Below are 19,295 nucleotides of genomic sequence, written 5' to 3'. Positions count from 1 at the left end.
GGCAAAGTGAAATATAGCTTTTTTTTGATATAACTTCGGCTTTGTTGGCGTTAGGTAAAGAAATATATTTTATATTTCAAGTATATGACTGATATCTCGGTTAATTACGCTGGTGTGACCACAGAGGAAACTTTACAATCCGCGGCAGTTAACGAAGAGGATTTTGACGTGGAAAGGTTTGATGCCGTGGTAATTGGCGCCGGTGCGGCGGGTATGTTTTGTGCGGCGATGGCCGGACAGGCGGGTCGTCGCGTGCTGTTGCTGGATAACGGTAAAAAGCCAGGACGTAAAATTCTGATGTCCGGTGGCGGGCGCTGCAACTTTACAAATCTCTATGTCGAACCCGCAGCTTATCTGAGCCAGAACCGTCATTTTTGCAAATCGGCCCTGGCGCGTTACACCCAGTGGGACTTTATCGACCTGGTGGGTAAGCACGGTATCGCATGGCATGAGAAGACGCTGGGCCAGCTGTTCTGTGATGACTCCGCCCAGCAGATTGTCGATATGCTGGTGGCCGAGTGCGAGAAGGGCGGCGTGGTGATGCGCCTGCGCACGGAAGTGCTGGAGGTGTCCCGCGATGAGCAGGGCTACACGCTGCAGTTAAACGGGGAAAGCGTCAGCGCCGATAACCTGGTGATTGCCAGCGGTGGCCTCTCCATGCCGGGGCTCGGTGCTTCACCATTCGGCTACAAGGTTGCCGAACAGTTTGGCCTGAACGTGCTGCCCACCCGTGCGGGGCTGGTACCGTTCACCCTGCATAAGCCCCTGCTGGAACAGCTCCAGACGCTTTCTGGCGTCTCGGTTCCGTCGGTCATTACGGCTGAAGACGGTACGGTGTTCCGTGAAAACCTGCTGTTTACCCACCGTGGTCTTTCCGGCCCGGCGGTACTGCAAATCTCCAGCTACTGGCAGCCGGGGGAGTTTGTCACGGTTAACCTGCTACCCGATTGCGACCTGGAGGCTTTCCTCAACGAGCAACGCGCGGCGCACCCGAATCAAAGCCTGAAAAACACGCTGGCCATGCAGTTGCCAAAACGTCTGGTGGAATGTTTGCAGGTGCTGGGGCAGATCCCCGATGTGTCGCTCAAGCAGCTTAACAGCCGCGAACAGGCGGTGCTGGTTGAGACGCTGACAGCCTGGCGGGTGCAGCCCAACGGCACCGAAGGCTACCGCACGGCGGAAGTGACGCTTGGCGGGGTCGACACGAATGAACTCTCCTCACGCACCATGGAAGCGCGCAACGTGCCGGGGCTCTATTTTATTGGTGAGGTGATGGATGTGACCGGCTGGCTCGGCGGATACAATTTCCAGTGGGCATGGGCAAGTGCCTGGGCGTGTGCTCAGGCGCTGGCAGAAGACAAGTGACATAAGAGCACTGCCACTCGTCACAGTTGGTTTTACGGGCTGACGGTGGTTACGTCTGTTACAGCAAGAATATTGCTCGCGGCCACTGTCCCCATCTTGATATATGACGCTGCGGTAACGCCGCCAATATGCGGTGAAATAACCACGTTTTCTACGGACTGCCAGAGGTGCGGCGCCGTCAGCGGCTCGTGGGTAAAGCTGTCCAGCGCTGCGCTGTGCAGCGTGCCATCCCTGAGCGCCGCCAGTAACGATTCATCGTCGATCAGTCCGCCGCGTGCCGTATTTACCAGAATTGCGTTCCGCTTGCAGTGTGCGAGCGTCTGGCTATTGATCATCCCCCGATTCTCATCGGTCAGCGGACAGTGCAAAGAGATGACATCGGAACGGGAAAGAAGTCCTTTCAGCGTTTCTGCGCGTTCGCACAGGGCAGGCATGGACTTAGCATAGGGATCGTAAGCCAGCACCTTCATGCCGAATGCGTGGCCAATATGTGCCACACGCGAGCCGATAGCACCCAATCCGATGAGCCCTAATGTTAAGCCCTCCAGTTCAATGGATTTATGCGTTGCCTTATCCCAGTGCCCGTCTCGCAGGCGCTTGTCCAGAGGTACCACCGACTTTGCGCAGGCGAGGATCTGCGCCCAGGTATGTTCAGCCACTGCCGCCGCGTTTGCACCTGGCGCAGCGCGGACGGCGATGTTGCGCTCGGCCGCTGCCGTCTGGTCTATCACATCGATCCCGCTTCCGTGCTTGGAAATAACCTGCAGAGCTGGGGCGGCATCCATGACTTTCGCGGTAATCTTGCCGTAACGTACCAGAATCGCCACAGGATTGTGTCGTTCACACAGCGCGATCAGTTCATCTTCTGTGGGCTGGCGGCCCGCAAACACCACCTCAAAGCCCTGCAACATCACCATGGCCTGCTCCGCCAGGTCGCTTCCGGTAACCAGAACTACGTCTTTGCCCCCCATCACAGCGTCTCCCCGTCATCTAACATACCTGCCTTACGCAGCGCGTCATCAAGCCAGTGTGGACGTAAATCGCCTTCACGGATGGCGGCAAGGCGTCGGGTCTCCATCTCCAGCTTTCCTTTTGCCAGCGCGATAACTTCCTGAACCTCATCGCGCGGGATGACTACCACGCCGTCGATATCCGCGACAACCAGATCCCCGGCCTGAACCGTCGCCCCGGCGACTGAAATGGGATGATTAACCCGACCAGAAATTAGCTTTGTCGGGCCGCAGGGGTTCAGACCGGCAGAAAAGACAGGGTAGTGACCTTTGCTTAAGGTATCGGCGTCTCGTACAGCGCCGTCAATAATAATGCCCGCAATGCCGCTCGCCTGAGCCTGAGTGGCCATGATTTCCCCAAGCAGCGCGCAGCTCAGGTCGCCTTTGCCATCGACGATCAGGACATCGCCGGGCTGCGCCACCGCCATCGCGGCATGAATCGCCAGATTATCACCCGGACGGACTTCAACGGTGATGGCCGGACCCGCAACGGACATGTGTGGGGCCAGCGGTTTGATGCGGCCATGAAGCGTACCGCGGCGACCGGCCACGTCGGCCAGAATAGCGGCCTGATACTCGGCAGCCCGACGAACGTCCTCGGCAGAAACGCGATCAAACTGGCGATTAATCGGTTTTTTTTCAGTAACGGACATGAATGCCTCCATATTGTTTTACTAAGTACAATGCAGGTGTACAATGCAAAACAACTATAGCGGTGTTGCTTTCCTTTTAGCCAGACCCAAGATGGCGTTTGTGATGTAAACACGAAGTGACTCACAAAATTTGAGGTACACTCACTGCCGGGCTAACAAGGAGATAATGATGGGGAATGAAGGCGTTGTAGCGGTTGAAAAAGCGCTGGCTTTACTGGATTGCTTCCGTCCTGGAGATGAGAGCCTGACGCTGACCGCGCTGGCACAGCTATCGGGTTATCACAAAACCACGGTTTACCGCTTGATGAATTCTCTTGAACGGATGAATTACGTCGTCAGGCATGAAGACGGCAATTATGCGCTGGGCCCACGTCTGCTTTACCTCGGCAAGCTGTATGAACAATCTTTCCATCTTTCCCGAGTGGTTCAGCCAGAGCTTCAGGCCTTATCCCTGGCGTCTCAGGAGAGTGCCAGCTGGTATGTGCTGGAGGGAGGGCAGCGGCTTTGCCTGTTTCGCGCTGAAGCGTCGCATGGCCTGCGACACAGCAATCTTCCCGGTAGCCAGTTTCCGCTCGATAATTCGGCCATCAGTAAGGTATTACGCCATTGGGGGCTCAATGAGAGTCTGCCGGAGGGAGACGCTGAACTCCCATTCTACACGTCAGGCGCACGCGATCCCCACACCGCTGCGTTTGCGATGCCTGTCTTCGGCGTTCACGACAAGCTGGTTGCGGCGTTAGCCCTGACCGGCCCCATCTCACGGCTGACGGAAGATCGTCGTGAGAAGGAGATAGGTCAGTTGATGAAGGCGGCAGCAAGCCGTCTGTCGCAGAAAATGGGAGCCAGTAAGCTCTTCTGTCAGCAGTTTTTTGGGGAAACGAGCGATACGGCGGAAGAACATCTTTAAATGCAGAAGCGGGACAGTTGTCCCGCTTCTGTCAACGCTAATGCGTGACCTGTTTTTCGTGTAGCTGAGCGTTGCGGGCCTGTCGGCCCATAATGAGCACCGCTATCCCCCCGGCCACGCACAGCGCGGCCAGAGGAAGCATCGCCAGCGTGTAGCTGCCCGTACGCTCATTGATAATGCCGTACGCGTTTACCATCACCGCCCCGCCTATCAGGTTTGCGATGGCACCAATCGCGGCCAGTCCCGCCGCCGCTGAGGTACTGCTCATCCAACCGGACGCCAGCGCCCAGAAAGGCCCTTTCATTGAATAGGCGCCTATCAGCATAATGCTGAGGATAACGATCGTGGCAGACAGCGAAACGCTCACAAAGGCGGCGAACACGCCGGCGGCAATTATGAATAGCGTGAGTGCGGTATGCCAGCGGCGTTCGTTGGTACGATCGGAATTCCGTCCCCATACAATCATGAGAACAGATGCCAGACCGTAAGGAATGGCGTTAAGCAGACCTGTCTCAAGATTATCGAGATGGAAGGATTTCAGCAGTTGAGGAGACCAGACGCTGATGGAGGTACCCGCGGACGATGCACCCGCGTAAATCAGCGCCATCAGCCAGATTTGGCGATGCTTTAGCAACTGCCAGGTGGTCTGGTGTCCGATATTCTTTTGCTGGTTGCGCTCGGTTTCCAGCGTGGTTTCCAGCCATTGTTTCTGGTCACTGCTAAGCCAGCTCGCCTGATGAGGGCGATCCCGGAGAATAAACCAGGCTGCAATACCCAGCAGCACCGCCGGCAAGCCTTCAATAATGAACAGCAGATGCCAGCCGCGAAGACCCAGCCAGCCATCCAGTGACAGTATCAACCCGGAAAGCGGGGAGCCAATGAAGTTAGCGAGCGGGATGGCGACCATAAAGGACGCAATAATGCGTGCGCGGTAGCGGGACGGGATCCACCAGGTCAGATACAGCACGACGCCCGGGAAGAAGCCCGCTTCTGCAGCACCGAGAAGAAAACGGACGATATAGAGCGACGTGGTGTTCTGCACCAGGGACATACACATGGAGACGATGCCCCAACTGATCATAATGCGCGGGATCCACAGACGGGCGCCGACTTTCTGCATGGCCAGGTTGCTGGGTACTTCAAACAGAAAATAGGCCACGAAATAAAGACTGCTGGCGAAGCCAAATGCAGCTTTGCTGAGGCCAAGGTCCTCATTCATCTGCAGCGAAGCCATGCCGATATTCCCGCGATCGATAATGGAGACCAGGTAACTGACAATCAGAAACGGGAGAATACGCCAGATCACCTTCCGCATCGTCTCTCTTTCTATGTCCTCGGTGGCGGTAGCACCGTTACGTAAATGTTCTGTCATTGTGTCCTCGCAGGGTATGTTCTTTGTTTTATTAGGTACAACTGAGTTTTATTAAACAAAACCACTATAGCGACGGCGCGTTCTTTTTATCCAGTTAATGGAAGGTTTAAATGATGTAAATAAGAGGTGACTCACAGATAGTGCGCTCCAGATATATCGCTCACAGCAGTCGAACCAGCCGTAAAGAGGAGACTCTATAAGAGTGATAGTCACGCAGCGCAATTATTGCACCAACTTTTTTTCTCCGATCCACTAAGCTTCGACCAGGCCAGACAGCTCCAGGTGCCCCGCTGCGTTCGCGGGGTCATTTTTCTTCCCGGTCAGAGCACCTTTCATGCAGCTACTCAGCATCATTATTTTGCTTACCCTTACGGTGGTCATCCATTCGCTGTGGATGTTTTGCGTTTTAAAATTCATTAACTTAGAGGTCGACTCTGCGGTGCGTGTGGTTTTGCGTAACGTCGGGATCGTTATCTCCATGATCTTCGCCCATCTTCTTGAAGCCGGTCTGTTCGCCGGGTTTTATTTTGTTATTGATGCATTTAACGACTGGAACACCAGCTTCTACTTTTCGCTGGTCAGTTACGCCACGGTGGGATACGGCGATGTCACGTTGCCTCAGCACTGGCGGCTGATTGGGGGCGTGGAAGGCCTGGTCGGCGCCTTGATGGTGGGCTGGTCAGTGGCGGTTCTGGTGGCCGTACTGCAGCGTTTGCGCGGCATGAGCGCCTAAACGGCAGATGCGCGACCCCATGGAGTGCGGTAAAGTACCTCTCTTTGCCGGGCCTGGAAGGCCGCGGCTTTAAGGGTTAAAGGCTGGTAAACAGCCTGCCCCTTTCCGTTCCTGGTTTACGCCAGTTTGCATGGTGTTGTGTTTTGTCTGCCAAAAGGGTTGTGTATGTCTGCTGCTCATCTCGGTTTCCCGACTGAAACCGTTGTTGTCTTTGTAGTGATGGCCGTCGGGGCGATGTTTATCGACCTCTTTATGCACCGTCACGATAAACCGATCTCGCTGAAAAGCGCTGCCATGTGGTCCCTCTTCTGGGTCATGATGGCCATGGCTTTCGCCGGGTTCCTGTATGTTCACCACGGCGCAGAGATGGCGAGCCTGTTCCTCACCGGTTACGCGCTGGAAGAGGTGCTCTCCGTCGATAACCTGTTTGTGATGATGGCGATTTTTGCCTGGTTCGGCGTGCCGGATAAATATCGTCACCGTGTCCTCTACTGGGGCGTGCTCGGGGCGATTGTTTTCCGCGGTATCTTTGTGGCCATTGGTACCAGCCTGTTAAGTCTGGGGCCTTACGTCGAGGTTATCTTCGCGCTGGTCGTCGGCTGGACGGCGGTGATGATGCTCAGACGCAATGAAGAGAGTGACGAGGTTGAAGATTACTCCGGCCATCTGGCTTACCGTCTGGTGAAACGCTTCTATCCTGTCTGGCCTAAAATCAGCAGCAATGCCTTTATTCTGACCCAGAAAGAGGTGGACGCGGAGCTGGAGAAACCTGAAAACCAGGACGTAACGGTTGGACGCGTGAAGAAGGCGAAGCGCTACGCAACGCCGCTGTTGCTTTGCGTGGCGGTCGTGGAACTCTCTGATGTGATGTTCGCGTTTGACTCCGTGCCGGCCATTATTGCCGTCAGCCGTGAGCCGCTTATTATTTACAGCGCAATGATGTTCGCCATCCTCGGCTTGCGTACGCTCTACTTCGTGCTGGAAGCGCTGAAGCAGTATCTGGTGCATCTGGAGAAAGCGGTGGTGCTGCTGCTGTTCTTCGTGGCGTTCAAGCTCGGATTAAATGCCACCGATCACTTCTGGCACCACGGTTACAGCATTGGTGCCACGGCAAGCCTGTTTGTGGTGCTTGGCGTGCTGGCGCTGGGGATTATCACCAGCGTGATGTTCCCGGGTAAGAAAGAAGCCCATTAAAAGCAAAACGGCAACCTTTGGTTGCCGTTTTCGGGTAGACAGTGTCTAACACTTAATCGGTGAATGTCGACGCTTGCGCGGTGGATGGAAGTGCCGCCAGTGTGCATCCTGCGCCGCCGCCAGCAGTTCATGGTCGCCGCGGGTATCGCCCCACGCGCGCAGGTGGTAGCTATTCAGATCGCCATACACTTTTTCCAGCCTCGCCACCTTCTGGGCACAGCGGCAGTTGTTGCCGGTGATACGCCCGGTCAGCTTGCCGTCTTTCACTTCCAGCTGTGTGCCAATCAGCTTAATCCCCAGCTTGTCAGCCCATGGCTGGAGCACCAGCGCCGGAGAGGCGGAGCAGATGGTCACTTCCGCACCGGAATTCACCTCTGCGGCGACGGCCAGTACGCCGGCAGGGCGCATCAGCTTGTCCCAGTATTTTTCGCAAAACGCTTCCGCCTGCTGGCGTAGCCAGTGTTCATCCACGCCCGTCAGGAACGTTTTAATCAGCACTTCCTTCAGCTCATCGCGCGTCAGCTTACGACGCACGCAGTGCAGCGTGGGTAAGGCCATACGCACCAGGCGGCCCGCGAAGTAACGTTTACCAAAGGCAAAACGCAGGAAAGGGATAAAGCTGTCGTGGTGCGTCAGTGTTCCATCAAAGTCGAAGACGGAGAGCACGTTGGATTTGGCCACGGCCTCGTCGGCAATCATATTGGTCATAAATACGTCTTAGCTAAAATACACATTCTGTTGATTAGTTTACCTGCTTTACCCTGTCTGTCCTTCTGTCTTGAGCATTTTTTTCGCGATCTTGCGATCGGAAAGTAAGTCCATTTTTGGTCTCAATAATAATTGGTTGAAAAGCGAGCTGTCTATATTATCGCCACATTGCGCGCTATTTCGGGGGAACGTTGGCCCCCGCCGGTAAGGAAAATATTCACTCACTGAATCTATTTTGATATGACGTTTAGATCGCTTATTTCAATCCTCTCGTTAAGTCTGGCTTCGTTTTCGGCATTGAGTTTTCAACTGCCGGCGTCGATGCTGTCAATGAACCGCGAGCTTGCCCTTTCTCCGGCAAAATCCGCGCTGCTGCACCAGGAAACAGGACCACTGCGTACCCGGATCCTTGATCAATACCAGAAGTGGAAAGGCACCCACTATCAGTGGGGCGGGACCACACATCGGGGCGTGGACTGCTCCGCGCTGATGCAGCATCTGTTCAGCGATGCGGCGCACCTTAATCTGCCGCGCACGACAGGCGAACAGATCCATCGCGGCGTGAAGGTGGCGCAATACCGTCTGAAGGCGGGGGATTTGGTTTTCTTTCAGACCGGTCCAGACCGAAGGCACGTGGGCGTGTACATCGGCAATAGCCAGTTTATTCATGCCTCACGCAGCCAGGGCGTAACCGTCTCAACCCTGACTGATGACTACTGGCAGGCGCACTATATTACTGCCCGACGGGTCACAGACCGTTCTGTCTGAGGGATCAGATGATGTCATCCACCACGCCGCCATCGACGCGCAGTGCCGCGCCCGAGGTGGCGGAGGCCTGGGGCGAGCAGACATACACCACCATATTGGCGACTTCTTCCACCGTCGCGGCACGCTGGATAACCGAGCTCGGGCGGTGAGTCATCACAAACTCTTTCGCCAGTTCCTCCAGCGATTTGCCGGTTCTCTCGATCTCGTCTTTCATCATGCCGGCAAAACCGTCTGAAAGGGTGGGGCCGGGCAATACGCTGTTCACCGTGACACCGCTTCCCGCCACGAACTTCGCCAGCCCGCGAGCGAGCGACAGCTGCGCCGTTTTGGTCACGCCATAGTGGATCATGTCTGCCGGAATATTGCAGGCCGACTCGGACGAAATAAACACCACGCGTCCCCAGCCTTTCTGCACCATACCCGGCAGCAGCGCACGGGAGATACGTACGCCGGACATCACGTTTGTCTGCCAGTAACGCTCCCAGGTGTCATCGTCGGTGCCATAAAAATCCTGCTGGCCGTAAATGCCGGCGTTGTTGACCAGGATGTCGACGTGGGTCGCCACGTTCAGCAGCGATTCCACCCCTTCAGCCGTGCTGAGGTCGGCAATTGCGGCGCGTACCTGCACCCCAGGCACAACCTGTTGTAGCTGCTGGATACCTTTATTCACAGACTCCGTGCTACGGCCATTGATGATCACTTCCGCACCGCTTTCAGCCAGCCCTCGGGCTATGGCGAACCCGATCCCGCCGGTAGAGGCGGTCACCAGCGCGACTTTCCCCGTAAAATCGATCTTCATCATCTGCTCCTTATCGTGTTTAACGTTCGGACCTTAAAGCGTAGCAGGTGAGGATGGCGGCTCCTGGCTAAAAAGGCGCAGCAGGGTCTCAACCTGTTCATCCAGCGGGCCGAGGGAGCGTTTCACAATCAGGTGCAGCGGCGTAGCCCGGCGTGCGCCATGGCTAAGCGGCAGGCGTTTAAGCACCCCCAGATCAAGCTGGGTCTGAATACGCTCCTCTGGCAGCCAGCCATAGCCGACCTGGGACATCACCGCCTCTATGGCTGCATCAATGGTGGAAAAGGTCCACGACTCGCCGGCCGCACGCGCGGCGGTCTGGCTGTCGGCTATCTGAATGAGCGGCCACGGGCGCAGCATATCGTCGTTAAGCGGCGCGTCGAGGCTAAAGAGGGGATGTTGATGATGCGCCACGGCAACAAAGTCGATATTCATCAGCCATTCGCCAAGACCGGTTATGTCCTGGCGGCGGGTTAACACCATCACGTCGGCTTCATCATTAATGACATCGGTGCGGCTATTTTCCAGCACTTCGGTGAGGCGGACCTGCGTTTGCGGATACAGCTGCTGGAACTGACGCAAAATAGCGAACAGGCGTCGGCGCGGGAAAATGCTGTCCACCACCAGATCTAACCGCGTGCGCATTCCGTTACGCAGGCTTGCCGCACGGGTCTCAACATAGGCGAAGGCTTTCAGCAACGGTTTAACCTGGTTGAGCAGGAGTTCGCCGGCCGGGGTTAAGACAGCCCGCCGCCCCTCGGGCACCAGCAGCGCCACGCCCAGCCGCTCCTGCAGCAGCGACAGGTTATAGCTGACCGAGGACTGGCTGCGGTTGGTCTCTTCCGCTGCTTTGGCAAAGCTGCCTGCCTCGACCACTCTTTCCAGTAATGACCATTGTTCAAGCGTCGTCTTATGCATGATTAATCTAAAATTTGGATGAATTTGATTCAAACATAGCGTTATTCATTCATTTTTTGAAGGGGTACGATCGTCTCATCAAAGCAAAGGAGGCACATTATGAACACCTTCGACAAACATGACTTAAGCGGCTTCGTCGGCAAACACCTTGTATATACCTACGATAATGGCTGGAACTACGAGATTTATGTCAAAAATGAAACCACCCTTGATTACCGTATTCACAGCGGGATTGTGGCGAACCGTTGGGTGAAAGATCAGCAGGCTTATATTGTTCGCGTAGGGGAGAGCATCTATAAAATTTCCTGGACAGAACCAACCGGTACCGACGTGAGCCTGATTGCAAACCTGGGTGACAAACTGTTCCACGGCACCATCTTCTTCCCACGTTGGGTGATCAACAATCCAGAAAAAACCGTCTGCTTCCAGAACGATCATATTCCATTGATGAATGCGTATCGTGATGCGGGCCCGGCATACCCCACTGAAGTCATTGATGAATTTGCGACGATCACCTTTGTTCGCGACTGTGGCGCGAATAATGAAAGCGTTATTGCCTGTGCGGCGAGCGAGTTACCAAAAAACTTTCCTGATAATTTAAAATAAGCGCGACAATTAACTAAAAAGAAAAGTTCCCGGCTATTTCTTCTTTTAAAAGAAATAGCCGGGATTTTTTTTGTTTGTTGATGTTAGGTTTAAAAAATTGCAGGCAAAGGTCGAGTTTGATCACACAATAAATAATTCATAATAATTTAACTCTTTGTATTTCAAGTGGTTAATGGCTGGGTAAAGTGAATGGAATGTCTTTCTTAATTTTTCCCTAAGAAATGTTAGCTACCTTGATATAAGTTTATGGTTCGTTGAAATAAACGAGCCGGCATTTGGTTAATATCAAAAGCGTGCCATTCTTATTTCAAGGAAATTAATGATGAGTGATTTTTTGCCTTTTTCCCGGCCGTCCATGGGTAGCGAGGAATTAGCGGCGTTGCAGGAGGTATTAACCTCCGGCTGGATCACCACAGGACCGAAAAATCAGGCGCTTGAAGAGGCATTCTGTCAGCTAACCGGGAATCAACATGCGATTGCCGTCAGCTCAGCGACCGCGGGAATGCATGTCACGCTGATGGCGCTGGGTATTGGTCCAGGCGATGAAGTGATCACCCCCTCCCTGACCTGGGTATCCACACTGAATATGATTGTGCTGCTGGGCGCAACCCCGGTGATGATTGATGTGGACCGGGATACGTTGATGGTCACGCCGGATGCGATCGACGCCGCCATTACGCCACGCACAAAAGCGATTGTTCCGGTTCATTATGCCGGCGCGCCGTGTGATATCGACGCCATTCGCGCCATCGGGGAACGTCACGGTATTCCGGTCATTGAAGATGCGGCGCATGCAGCCGGCACGTACTACCACTCGCGTCACGTGGGCTGGCAGGGCACCGCGATTTTCTCATTCCACGCCATTAAAAACATGACCTGCGCCGAAGGCGGGTTAGTGGTCACGGACGATGCGCAACTGGCGCAGCGGATCCGTAGCCTGAAATTCCACGGCCTGGGTGTGGACGCCTACGACCGCCAGACGCACGGTCGTGCGCCGCAGGCAGAAGTTATCACGCCCGGCTTCAAATACAACCTGGCGGATATCAACGCCGCGCTGGCGCTGGTGCAGTTGGGCAAACTGAAAGAGGCCAACGCACGACGTCATGACATTGCTGAACGCTATCTTCGCGAGCTTGCCGATACGCCGTTCCAGCCGCTGCGTATTCCTTCATGGCCGCACGTCCACGCCTGGCACCTGTTCATCATTCGCGTGGATGAATCCTGCTGCGGGATTTCTCGCGACAACCTGATGGCAGCCCTGAAGGAAAAAGGCATTGGCACCGGCCTGCATTTCCGCGCGGCGCACACGCAAAAATACTACCGCGAGCGTTTTCCTGATGTATCGCTCCCGAATTCTGAATGGAATAGCGCGCGTATTTGTTCTCTCCCCCTTTTCCCGGACATGACTCATGACGACACAACCCGCGTCATTATCGCGCTCCATCAGCTTGCAGGAAATTGATATGTTCAGCGCACCGCCTGTACAAAAAGTTTCTGTGGTTATCCCCGTTTACAACGAACAGGAGAGCCTGCCCGAACTGATCAGCCGCACGACGGCCGCCTGCGACACGCTCGGCAAAGCCTATGAAATACTGCTGGTGGATGATGGCAGTAGCGATAATTCCGCGCCGATGCTGACCGAAGCCGCGCAGGCCGAGGGCAGCCATATTGTTGCCGTGCTGCTTAACCGTAACTACGGCCAGCACTCCGCCATTATGGCCGGGTTCAGCCACGTGACGGGCGATCTGATTATTACGCTTGATGCCGATCTGCAAAACCCGCCGGAAGAGATCCCGCGTCTGGTTGCAAAGGCCGATGAAGGGTACGACGTGGTCGGCACGGTGCGGCAAAACCGTCAGGACAGCCTGTTCCGTAAGCTGGCTTCCCGCACAATCAACCGTCTGATCCAGCGGACCACCGGCAAAGCGATGGGCGATTATGGCTGCATGCTGCGCGCCTACCGCCGCCATATTGTCGACGCCATGCTGCACTGCCATGAACGCAGCACGTTTATTCCCATTCTCGCGAATACCTTTGCCCGTAAGGCGACGGAAATCCCGGTACTGCACGCCGAGCGCGAGCACGGGGAGTCGAAGTACAGCTTTATGCGTCTCATCAACCTGATGTACGACCTTATCACCTGCCTGACCACCACGCCGCTGCGCCTGTTGAGCGTTTTCGGCAGCATCATTGCCGTGTTCGGCTTCGCGCTCTCTGTGCTGCTGGTGTTACTCCGCCTGATCTACGGTCCCCAGTGGGCGGCGGAAGGGGTCTTCATGCTCTTTGCCGTGCTGTTTATGTTCATCGGCGCCCAGTTTGTCGGGATGGGCCTGCTCGGGGAATACATTGGCCGTATTTATAACGATGTTCGCGCACGTCCGCGCTACTTTATTCAACGTGTTGTCCGCCAGGAACACAAAGCATCTCAAGAGGAAATTCACCCATGAAAGCTGTTGTCTTTGCCTATCACGATATGGGGTGTGCGGGCACGCTGGCCCTGCTGGAAGCGGGCTATGAAATCGCTGCAATCTTCACGCATCCGGACACGGCCGGAGAGAATAACTTCTTTGGCTCGGTGGCGCGTATCGCCGCAGAGCGCGGTATTCCGGTTTACGCCCCGGACGATGTCAACCATCCGCTGTGGGTGGATCGCATCCGGGCGCTCGCGCCTGATGCCATCTTCTCGTTCTATTATCGCAACCTGATTTGCGATGAGATTTTAAGTCTGGCGGCAAAAGGGGCATTTAATCTTCACGGCTCTTTGCTGCCCGCCTACCGTGGCCGCGCACCGCTGAACTGGGTGCTGGTGAACGGCGAAACGGAAACCGGCGTCACTCTGCACCGTATGGTGCACCGCGCAGATGCCGGTGCCATCATCGCGCAGCAGCGCGTGGCTATCGACGCGGATGAAACTGCGCTGCAGCTTCATCAGAAGCTCTGCACCGTAGCGCAAAGCCTGTTACGTGATGTGTTGCCGGCGATCCTTAACGGCACCTTCAGCGAGACCGCGCAGGATGAGAGCAAGGCGAGCTGTTTTGGCCGTCGCCGGCCAGAAGATGGCCGTCTGGACTGGAACAAGCCGGCTCGTCAGTTGCACAACCTGGTGCGTGCCGTTACCGACCCCTGGCCGGGGGCGTACAGCTTTGCCGGCGTGAGTAAATTCATCGTCTGGAAATCCCGCGTACGCGACGACATTCCTGCCGCCAAACCGGGCACCGTTGTCTCAGCTTCCCCGCTGATTGTCAGCTGCGGCGAGCAGGCGCTGGAGATCGTTACCGGGCAAACCGATAACGGCGTTTATGTTCAGGGCGCGCAGCTGGCTCAGTCTCTGGGGCTGGTCACTGGCGCACTGATCACCAGCGCACCGGTTGTGGCCATCAAACGCCGCACCCGCGTGCTGATCCTCGGCGTCAACGGCTTTATCGGCAACCACCTGACCGAGCGTCTGCTGAAAGACGATAACTACGAAATTTATGGTCTGGATATCGGTGCTGATGCCATCAGTCGTTTCCTCGACAACCCGCGTTTCCACTTTGTGGAAGGGGATATCAGCATTCACTCCGAGTGGATTGAATATCACATTAAAAAATGTGACGTGGTGCTGCCGCTGGTGGCGATTGCCACGCCGATTGAGTACACCCGTAACCCGCTGCGCGTGTTCGAGCTGGACTTCGAAGAGAACCTGAAGATCATCCGCGACTGTGTGAAATACGACAAGCGCATCATTTTCCCGTCAACTTCTGAAGTGTACGGCATGTGTACTGACAAAAACTTCGACGAAGATACCTCTAACCTGGTCGTCGGGCCGATCAACAAGCAGCGCTGGATTTATTCCGTCTCCAAGCAGCTGCTCGACCGCGTGATCTGGGCCTACGGCGAGAAAGCGGGTCTGCGCTTTACGCTGTTCCGTCCGTTTAACTGGATGGGACCACGTCTGGATAACCTTAACGCGGCGCGTATCGGCAGCTCACGTGCCATCACCCAACTGATCCTGAACCTGGTGGAAGGCTCGCCCATCAAGCTTATCGAAGGCGGTAAACAAAAACGCTGCTTTACGGATATCAGCGACGGTATTGAGGCGCTGTTCCGCATCATCGAAAACAAAGAGGGTCGCTGCAACGGAGAGATCATCAACATCGGTAACCCGGATAACGAAGCGAGCATTCGCGAGCTGGCTGAGATGCTGCTGGCAAGCTTTGAACGTCATCCGCTACGCGATCGCTTCCCGCCGTTTGCCGGTTTCCGTGAAGTGGAAAGCAGCAGCTACTACGGTAAAGGTTATCAGGACGTTGAGCACCGTAAACCGAGCATTCGTAATGCGAAACGCTGCCTGAACTGGACACCGACGGTGAAGATGGATCAGACCATTGATGAAACGCTCGATTTCTTCCTGCGCACCGTGGAGCTGTCGGAACAGGTCTCATGAGAAAAGTCGGTTTACGCATTGATGTCGACACCTTCAGGGGGACGCGTGACGGCGTACCCAAACTGCTGGAACTGCTGAGCAAGCACAACGTGCGCTCATCCATTTTCTTCAGCGTGGGGCCTGACAATATGGGACGTCATTTATGGCGTCTGGTTAAACCGGCATTTCTGTTCAAAATGCTGCGCTCACGCGCAGCCTCTCTCTACGGCTGGGATATTTTGCTGGCCGGAACCGCATGGCCCGGCAGGCGCATTGGCGCGGGTAATGAAGCCGTTATCCGCGACGCGGCACAGCACCATGAGGTTGGACTGCATGCCTGGGATCACCATGCCTGGCAGGCCTGGGCTGGCGTCTGGGATATTCCACGCCTGTCGCGTGAAGTTGAGCGCGGCATGCTGGAGCTGGAGGCCATCACCGGTCAGAAGATTCGCTGCTCCGCTGTGGCGGGATGGCGTGCCGACCAACGCGTGGTGAAAGCCAAAGAACCCTTCGCGTTTCGCTACAACAGTGATTGCCGCGGCACCGGGCCTTTTTTGCCGCTCATCGGGGAGAATCGCCTGGGGACGGTGCAAATCCCGGTCACGCTTCCCACCTGGGATGAAGTGGTTGGGCGCGAGGTCAGTGCCGGAGGGTTCAATCGCTATATTCTGGACTGCATTCATCGCGACACCGGTACGCCCGTCTATACCATCCACGCAGAAGTGGAAGGGATTGCGTATCAGCATGATTTCGATGCACTGTTGACGATAGCCGCTCAGGAGGACATTCAGTTTTGTCCATTGAGCGAATTGCTGCCAGAGGATCTTAGCGTCCTGCCCGTGGGCAAAATTGTGCGTAATGAACTGGCTGGCCGGGAAGGCTGGCTTGGCTATCAACAAACCGTGAGTCCGGTATCATGAAAGCAGCCCGTTATGGCTTAGCGCTTCTCGCACTGTTTATCGTTTACTACCTCATTCCGATCGATATCCGCCTGCTGTGGCAGCCTGATGAAACGCGCTATGCGGAAATCAGCCGCGAAATGCTGGCGTCAGGAGACTGGATTGTCCCGCATTTTCTGGGGCTGCGTTACTTTGAAAAGCCGATTGCGGGCTACTGGATCAACAGTATCGGGCAACTGCTGTTTGGGCATACTAACTTTGCCGTGCGCGCCGGCGCCATATTCTCAACCGGGTTGACGGCTCTGCTGGTGATCTGGATGGCGTGGCGCCTGTGGCGGGATAAGCGCGTTGCCATTTTCTCCGGCCTTATCTTCCTGACCCTGTTCCTGGTGTATGGCATTGGTACGTACGCCGTGCTGGATCCCATCATTACCCTGTGGCTGGTGGCCGCTATGTGCAGCTTCTGGCTGGCCTCGCAGGCTGAAACCGTGGCCGGAAAAGCGGGTGGCTACGTGCTGCTCGGGCTTGCCTGCGGCATGGGGGTGATGACCAAAGGATTCCTGGCGCTGGCGGTGCCGGTGATAGGCGTGCTGCCGTGGGTGATTGCGCAGAAGCGCTGGAAAGAGGTGCTGATCTTTGGCTGGCTGGCCATCGTGAGCTGTGTGCTGATCGTCCTGCCCTGGGCGCTGGCCATTGCGCACCGAGAGCCTGATTTCTGGCGCTACTTCTTCTGGGTTGAGCATATTCAGCGCTTTGCCCAGAGCGATGCTCAGCACAAGGCGCCGTTCTGGTACTACCTGCCGTTCCTGCTGGCCGGCAGTCTGCCGTGGCTGGCGCTGTTGCCCGGCGCATTTCGGCTGGGCTGGCGCGAAAGAGACAACACGGGCGGTGGCTTTTATCTGCTTGGATGGGTCGTGATGCCGCTGCTGTTCTTCAGCATTGCCAAAGGCAAACTGCCAACCTACATCCTGCCGTGTTTTGCTCCGCTGGCTATCCTGATGGCGCGCTATGCCTGCATCGCGGCGGACAAAGGGGCCAGAGCGTTACGCATTAACGGCGGGATTAACCTGGCGTTTGGTGTGATTGGCGTGGTGGCGGCGCTGGTGGTCTCACCGTGGGGGGTTGCTAAGCATCCGGTCTGGACATCCGTTGAGCTGTATAAAGTCTTCTGCGCGGTGCTGGCGTTTCTCATCTGGGCGGCTGTCGGCTGGTTTACCGTGCGGCAAAGCGCGCAGCGCTGGTGGCTGGCGGCGTTGTGTCCTGCTGGCGTGGCGCTGCTGATCGGGTTTGCCATTCCTAACCTGGTGGTGGATTCCAAACAGCCACAGTCGCTGGTGGATACCATCCGTGACCCGCTTCAGAGCAGCCGGTTTGTGCTGGCGAACAATGTTGGCGTGGCCTCCGGGCTGGCGTGGGAGCTTAAGCGTAATGACATCATTCTGTTTGGTCAGAGCGGCGAGCTGAGCTACGGGCTAGCGTACCCGGATGTGAAAGACCGGTTTGTCGAGAAAGATAATTTTGCGCAGTGGCTGGCAACGCATCGCCAGCAGGGGGGCGTGTCACTGGTGATCCTGTTGTCAAAACACGACGATATTAAGCGGGCTCATCTGCCAGAACCGGACAGCCTGTATATTCAGGGCCGTCTGGCCTGGCTGCAGTATTTACCGCAATGACGACCTGGCTCTGGTTGATACTGGCAAGCCTGCTGACCTGCGCAGGGCAGTTGTGTCAGAAGCAGGCCACCCGTCCGGCGAAAGCCGGGCGGCGTGGCGCGCATATTATGCTGTGGCTGGGCCTGGCATTGCTGGCACTGGGCAGCGGCATGCTGGTCTGGCTGGTGGTCCTGCAGCGCCTGCCTGTCGGCGTTGCCTACCCTATGCTGAGCCTCAATTTTGTCTGGGTGACCCTGGCGGCGAAAGCATTCTGGCATGAAAAAGTCGCGTTGCATCACTGGCTGGGCGTCGGGTTCATCATCATCGGCATTGTTATCCTCGGAGGAAGCCTGTGAGAGGAACATTCTGGGCGTTATGCAGCGTAATGCTGGTCAGCGCGGCGCAGCTGCTGCTGCGCTATGCCATGCAGGCCCTGCCACCAGTCAGCGAGCTTGATGCGTTTGTCTCCGCGCTCTGGCACTTCTCATCCGGTACTGGCGCGCTGCTGCTGGGACTCATGGGGTATATAGCCTCGATGGGCTGCTGGTATCTGGCGTTGCATCGCATGGCGCTCAGCAAAGCGTATGCCTTGCTGAGCCTCAGTTACATTCTGGTGTGGGCCGCGGCCATTTTGTTGCCCGGCTGGAACGAACACTTTTCCTGGCACGGGCTGGCGGGGGTCGGGATGATTATTCTCGGCGTGCTGGTGATTTTTATGCCACGGACATCCCGTGGTGAGCAATCGTCCCGGCGGTAAGGGTATAAGGCGTTGAGGTGCAGACGGCAAGACTGAGCGAGCCGAACTGGAGCTGGCTTACCGAATGCGTCTGCGACGTGCTGTCGATGCTGACAATCTGCCAGGCGCTGCCGCCTCGCTGCTTCACGATGGCCTCTTTACGCGTCCAGATCCCCCAGAAAGCAGAAAGCTTTGTCTCCGGGTCTTCGCGCTCCAGCTCCGCATGTTCCGCCACGCTGAAGACGGCGTTAGCCAGCGCCTGCCAGTTTTCACGTGGGCGGATAACTTCGATATCACACCCCACTTCGCCTTCGTCGCTCAGCAGCAGCGCGATATTATCGCCGCTGTGACTCAGGTTAAACCAGAAGGGCTGCGCATCCACGAAGGTCGGCTTCCCTTGCTCACCATAGACGATCTCGGGTAACGGAGAAGGAGAAAGCGTTTTGGCGAGCAGGGTTCTCCCCGCCAGCCAGGATGCATTTCGTGCACCCGCAGGTGCCATATGTGCAAGCGTCGACGCCAGCGGGTCTGCGCTCAGGGTGGAGATCTTTCCCAGTATAAACTGGTACATAG

The 19,295-nt window shown here is 56.1% G+C and carries 20 protein-coding genes; 13 read left to right on the top strand and 7 right to left on the bottom strand.

What is annotated here, in order from left to right; genetic code table 11:
• Nucleotides 1–168 precede the first annotated feature (168 nt).
• Nucleotides 169–1,365 carry a BaiN/RdsA family NAD(P)/FAD-dependent oxidoreductase gene (locus tag L462_RS05930; RefSeq protein WP_032679739.1) on the top strand — a complete coding sequence of 399 codons (1,197 nt, stop codon included), beginning with the start codon at nucleotides 169–171 and terminating at the stop codon, nucleotides 1,363–1,365.
• Between the two features lie 32 nt (nucleotides 1,366–1,397).
• Here L462_RS05930 and L462_RS05935 read toward each other — a convergent pair whose 3' ends face one another.
• Together L462_RS05935 and L462_RS05940 are read right to left on the bottom strand one after the other, a co-directional pair.
• On the bottom strand, nucleotides 1,398–2,336 hold the full coding sequence (locus tag L462_RS05935; protein ID WP_025202817.1) for an NAD(P)-dependent oxidoreductase: 939 nt from the start codon (nucleotides 2,334–2,336) through the stop codon (nucleotides 1,398–1,400).
• Nucleotides 2,336–3,028 carry an RraA family protein gene (locus L462_RS05940; RefSeq protein WP_025202818.1) on the bottom strand — a complete coding sequence of 231 codons (693 nt, stop codon included), beginning with the start codon at nucleotides 3,026–3,028 and terminating at the stop codon, nucleotides 2,336–2,338. The genes L462_RS05935 and L462_RS05940 overlap by 1 nt, the downstream gene beginning before the upstream one ends.
• Before the next feature lie 169 nt (nucleotides 3,029–3,197).
• On the opposite strand from L462_RS05940, the gene L462_RS05945 reads away from it, so the two are divergent.
• Nucleotides 3,198–3,935, top strand: coding sequence for an IclR family transcriptional regulator (locus tag L462_RS05945; RefSeq protein ID WP_020884507.1), 738 nt, complete (start codon nucleotides 3,198–3,200; stop codon nucleotides 3,933–3,935).
• A gap of 37 nt (nucleotides 3,936–3,972) precedes the next feature.
• Here the strand turns inward: L462_RS05945 and L462_RS05950 are convergent, their stop codons facing one another.
• A complete protein-coding gene (locus tag L462_RS05950; RefSeq protein WP_032679163.1) occupies nucleotides 3,973–5,307 on the bottom strand; it encodes an MFS transporter in 1,335 nt (444 codons plus the stop codon).
• Between the two features lie 334 nt (nucleotides 5,308–5,641).
• Here L462_RS05950 and L462_RS05955 point away from each other — a divergent pair, with 334 nt between their 5' ends.
• Entirely contained in the window at nucleotides 5,642–6,040 is a 399-nt protein-coding gene (locus L462_RS05955; RefSeq protein ID WP_020884509.1) for a potassium channel family protein, read from the top strand.
• 165 nt (nucleotides 6,041–6,205) lie between these two features.
• Nucleotides 6,206–7,234: a TerC/Alx family metal homeostasis membrane protein gene (locus L462_RS05960; protein WP_025202820.1), complete on the top strand. Its 1,029-nt coding sequence runs from the start codon at nucleotides 6,206–6,208 to the stop codon at nucleotides 7,232–7,234.
• A 45-nt stretch (nucleotides 7,235–7,279) separates the two neighbouring features.
• Here L462_RS05960 and L462_RS05965 read toward each other — a convergent pair whose 3' ends face one another.
• A complete protein-coding gene (locus L462_RS05965; RefSeq protein WP_014172059.1) occupies nucleotides 7,280–7,942 on the bottom strand; it encodes an HAD family hydrolase in 663 nt (220 codons plus the stop codon).
• 240 nt (nucleotides 7,943–8,182) lie between these two features.
• Here L462_RS05965 and L462_RS05970 point away from each other — a divergent pair, with 240 nt between their 5' ends.
• Nucleotides 8,183–8,710, top strand: coding sequence for an NlpC/P60 family protein (locus L462_RS05970; RefSeq protein WP_020884511.1), 528 nt, complete (start codon nucleotides 8,183–8,185; stop codon nucleotides 8,708–8,710).
• 4 nt (nucleotides 8,711–8,714) lie between these two features.
• Here L462_RS05970 and L462_RS05975 read toward each other — a convergent pair whose 3' ends face one another.
• Nucleotides 8,715–9,509, bottom strand: a complete 795-nt coding sequence (locus tag L462_RS05975) for an SDR family NAD(P)-dependent oxidoreductase (RefSeq protein ID WP_025202822.1) — start codon at nucleotides 9,507–9,509, stop codon at nucleotides 8,715–8,717.
• Between the two features lie 33 nt (nucleotides 9,510–9,542).
• Entirely contained in the window at nucleotides 9,543–10,424 is an 882-nt protein-coding gene (locus L462_RS05980) for a LysR family transcriptional regulator (RefSeq protein ID WP_020884513.1), read from the bottom strand.
• Nucleotides 10,425–10,523: 99 nt separating this feature from the next.
• Here L462_RS05980 and L462_RS05985 point away from each other — a divergent pair, with 99 nt between their 5' ends.
• The 8 genes from L462_RS05985 to arnF all read left to right on the top strand — a co-directional run bounded on the left by L462_RS05985 (nucleotide 10,524) and on the right by arnF (nucleotide 18,743).
• The gene (locus L462_RS05985; protein ID WP_020884514.1) at nucleotides 10,524–11,030 is read left to right on the top strand and encodes a phenolic acid decarboxylase; all 507 of its coding nucleotides are present in this window, start codon (nucleotides 10,524–10,526) and stop codon (nucleotides 11,028–11,030) included.
• Between the two features lie 322 nt (nucleotides 11,031–11,352).
• A complete protein-coding gene (gene arnB, locus L462_RS05990; protein WP_032679162.1) occupies nucleotides 11,353–12,492 on the top strand; it encodes a UDP-4-amino-4-deoxy-L-arabinose aminotransferase in 1,140 nt (379 codons plus the stop codon).
• A gap of 1 nt (nucleotide 12,493) precedes the next feature.
• A complete protein-coding gene (gene arnC, locus L462_RS05995) occupies nucleotides 12,494–13,477 on the top strand; it encodes an undecaprenyl-phosphate 4-deoxy-4-formamido-L-arabinose transferase (protein WP_032679161.1) in 984 nt (327 codons plus the stop codon).
• Nucleotides 13,474–15,456 carry a bifunctional UDP-4-amino-4-deoxy-L-arabinose formyltransferase/UDP-glucuronic acid oxidase ArnA gene (gene arnA / locus L462_RS06000; protein ID WP_014172052.1) on the top strand — a complete coding sequence of 661 codons (1,983 nt, stop codon included), beginning with the start codon at nucleotides 13,474–13,476 and terminating at the stop codon, nucleotides 15,454–15,456. Before arnC ends, arnA begins: the two co-directional genes overlap by 4 nt.
• Nucleotides 15,453–16,355: a 4-deoxy-4-formamido-L-arabinose-phosphoundecaprenol deformylase gene (gene arnD / locus L462_RS06005; RefSeq protein WP_032679160.1), complete on the top strand. Its 903-nt coding sequence runs from the start codon at nucleotides 15,453–15,455 to the stop codon at nucleotides 16,353–16,355. The genes arnA and arnD overlap by 4 nt, the downstream gene beginning before the upstream one ends.
• On the top strand, nucleotides 16,352–18,007 hold the full coding sequence (gene arnT / locus L462_RS06010; RefSeq protein WP_032679159.1) for a lipid IV(A) 4-amino-4-deoxy-L-arabinosyltransferase: 1,656 nt from the start codon (nucleotides 16,352–16,354) through the stop codon (nucleotides 18,005–18,007). The genes arnD and arnT overlap by 4 nt, the downstream gene beginning before the upstream one ends.
• Nucleotides 18,004–18,342, top strand: a complete 339-nt coding sequence (arnE, locus tag L462_RS06015; RefSeq protein ID WP_014172049.1) for a 4-amino-4-deoxy-L-arabinose-phosphoundecaprenol flippase subunit ArnE — start codon at nucleotides 18,004–18,006, stop codon at nucleotides 18,340–18,342. The genes arnT and arnE overlap by 4 nt, the downstream gene beginning before the upstream one ends.
• Nucleotides 18,339–18,743, top strand: coding sequence for a 4-amino-4-deoxy-L-arabinose-phosphoundecaprenol flippase subunit ArnF (arnF, locus tag L462_RS06020; protein ID WP_032679158.1), 405 nt, complete (start codon nucleotides 18,339–18,341; stop codon nucleotides 18,741–18,743). The genes arnE and arnF overlap by 4 nt, the downstream gene beginning before the upstream one ends.
• On the opposite strand, the gene acpT is transcribed toward arnF, so the two are convergent.
• Nucleotides 18,700–19,293 (bottom strand): 4'-phosphopantetheinyl transferase AcpT, encoded by a 594-nt coding sequence (acpT, locus tag L462_RS06025; RefSeq protein WP_014172047.1) that lies wholly within the window; start codon nucleotides 19,291–19,293, stop codon nucleotides 18,700–18,702. The genes arnF and acpT overlap by 44 nt on opposite strands.
• Nucleotides 19,294–19,295 lie beyond the last annotated feature (2 nt).

Origin of the sequence: Enterobacter sp. BIDMC 26 (assembly GCF_000534435.1) — a bacterium.
GTDB lineage: Bacteria > Pseudomonadota > Gammaproteobacteria > Enterobacterales > Enterobacteriaceae > Enterobacter > Enterobacter ludwigii.
This window is presented reverse-complemented; position numbering and strand designations above follow the sequence as displayed.

Excerpts from the sequence above, each read along its gene's own strand:
- L462_RS05935 (WP_025202817.1), bottom strand. The coding sequence starts at position 2,336 with ATGGGGGGCAAAGACGTAGTTCTGGTTACCGGAAGCGACCTGGCGGAG.
- L462_RS05940 (WP_025202818.1), bottom strand. The coding sequence starts at position 3,028 with ATGTCCGTTACTGAAAAAAAACCGATTAATCGCCAGTTTGATCGCGTT.
- L462_RS05945 (WP_020884507.1), top strand. The coding sequence starts at position 3,198 with ATGGGGAATGAAGGCGTTGTAGCGGTTGAAAAAGCGCTGGCTTTACTG.
- L462_RS05950 (WP_032679163.1), bottom strand. The coding sequence starts at position 5,307 with ATGACAGAACATTTACGTAACGGTGCTACCGCCACCGAGGACATAGAA.
- L462_RS05955 (WP_020884509.1), top strand. The coding sequence starts at position 5,642 with ATGCAGCTACTCAGCATCATTATTTTGCTTACCCTTACGGTGGTCATC.
- L462_RS05960 (WP_025202820.1), top strand. The coding sequence starts at position 6,206 with ATGTCTGCTGCTCATCTCGGTTTCCCGACTGAAACCGTTGTTGTCTTT.
- L462_RS05965 (WP_014172059.1), bottom strand. The coding sequence starts at position 7,942 with ATGACCAATATGATTGCCGACGAGGCCGTGGCCAAATCCAACGTGCTC.
- L462_RS05970 (WP_020884511.1), top strand. The coding sequence starts at position 8,183 with ATGACGTTTAGATCGCTTATTTCAATCCTCTCGTTAAGTCTGGCTTCG.
- L462_RS05975 (WP_025202822.1), bottom strand. The coding sequence starts at position 9,509 with ATGAAGATCGATTTTACGGGGAAAGTCGCGCTGGTGACCGCCTCTACC.
- L462_RS05980 (WP_020884513.1), bottom strand. The coding sequence starts at position 10,424 with ATGCATAAGACGACGCTTGAACAATGGTCATTACTGGAAAGAGTGGTC.
- L462_RS05985 (WP_020884514.1), top strand. The coding sequence starts at position 10,524 with ATGAACACCTTCGACAAACATGACTTAAGCGGCTTCGTCGGCAAACAC.
- arnB (WP_032679162.1), top strand. The coding sequence starts at position 11,353 with ATGAGTGATTTTTTGCCTTTTTCCCGGCCGTCCATGGGTAGCGAGGAA.
- arnC (WP_032679161.1), top strand. The coding sequence starts at position 12,494 with ATGTTCAGCGCACCGCCTGTACAAAAAGTTTCTGTGGTTATCCCCGTT.
- arnA (WP_014172052.1), top strand. The coding sequence starts at position 13,474 with ATGAAAGCTGTTGTCTTTGCCTATCACGATATGGGGTGTGCGGGCACG.
- arnD (WP_032679160.1), top strand. The coding sequence starts at position 15,453 with ATGAGAAAAGTCGGTTTACGCATTGATGTCGACACCTTCAGGGGGACG.
- arnT (WP_032679159.1), top strand. The coding sequence starts at position 16,352 with ATGAAAGCAGCCCGTTATGGCTTAGCGCTTCTCGCACTGTTTATCGTT.
- arnE (WP_014172049.1), top strand. The coding sequence starts at position 18,004 with ATGACGACCTGGCTCTGGTTGATACTGGCAAGCCTGCTGACCTGCGCA.
- acpT (WP_014172047.1), bottom strand. The coding sequence starts at position 19,293 with ATGTACCAGTTTATACTGGGAAAGATCTCCACCCTGAGCGCAGACCCG.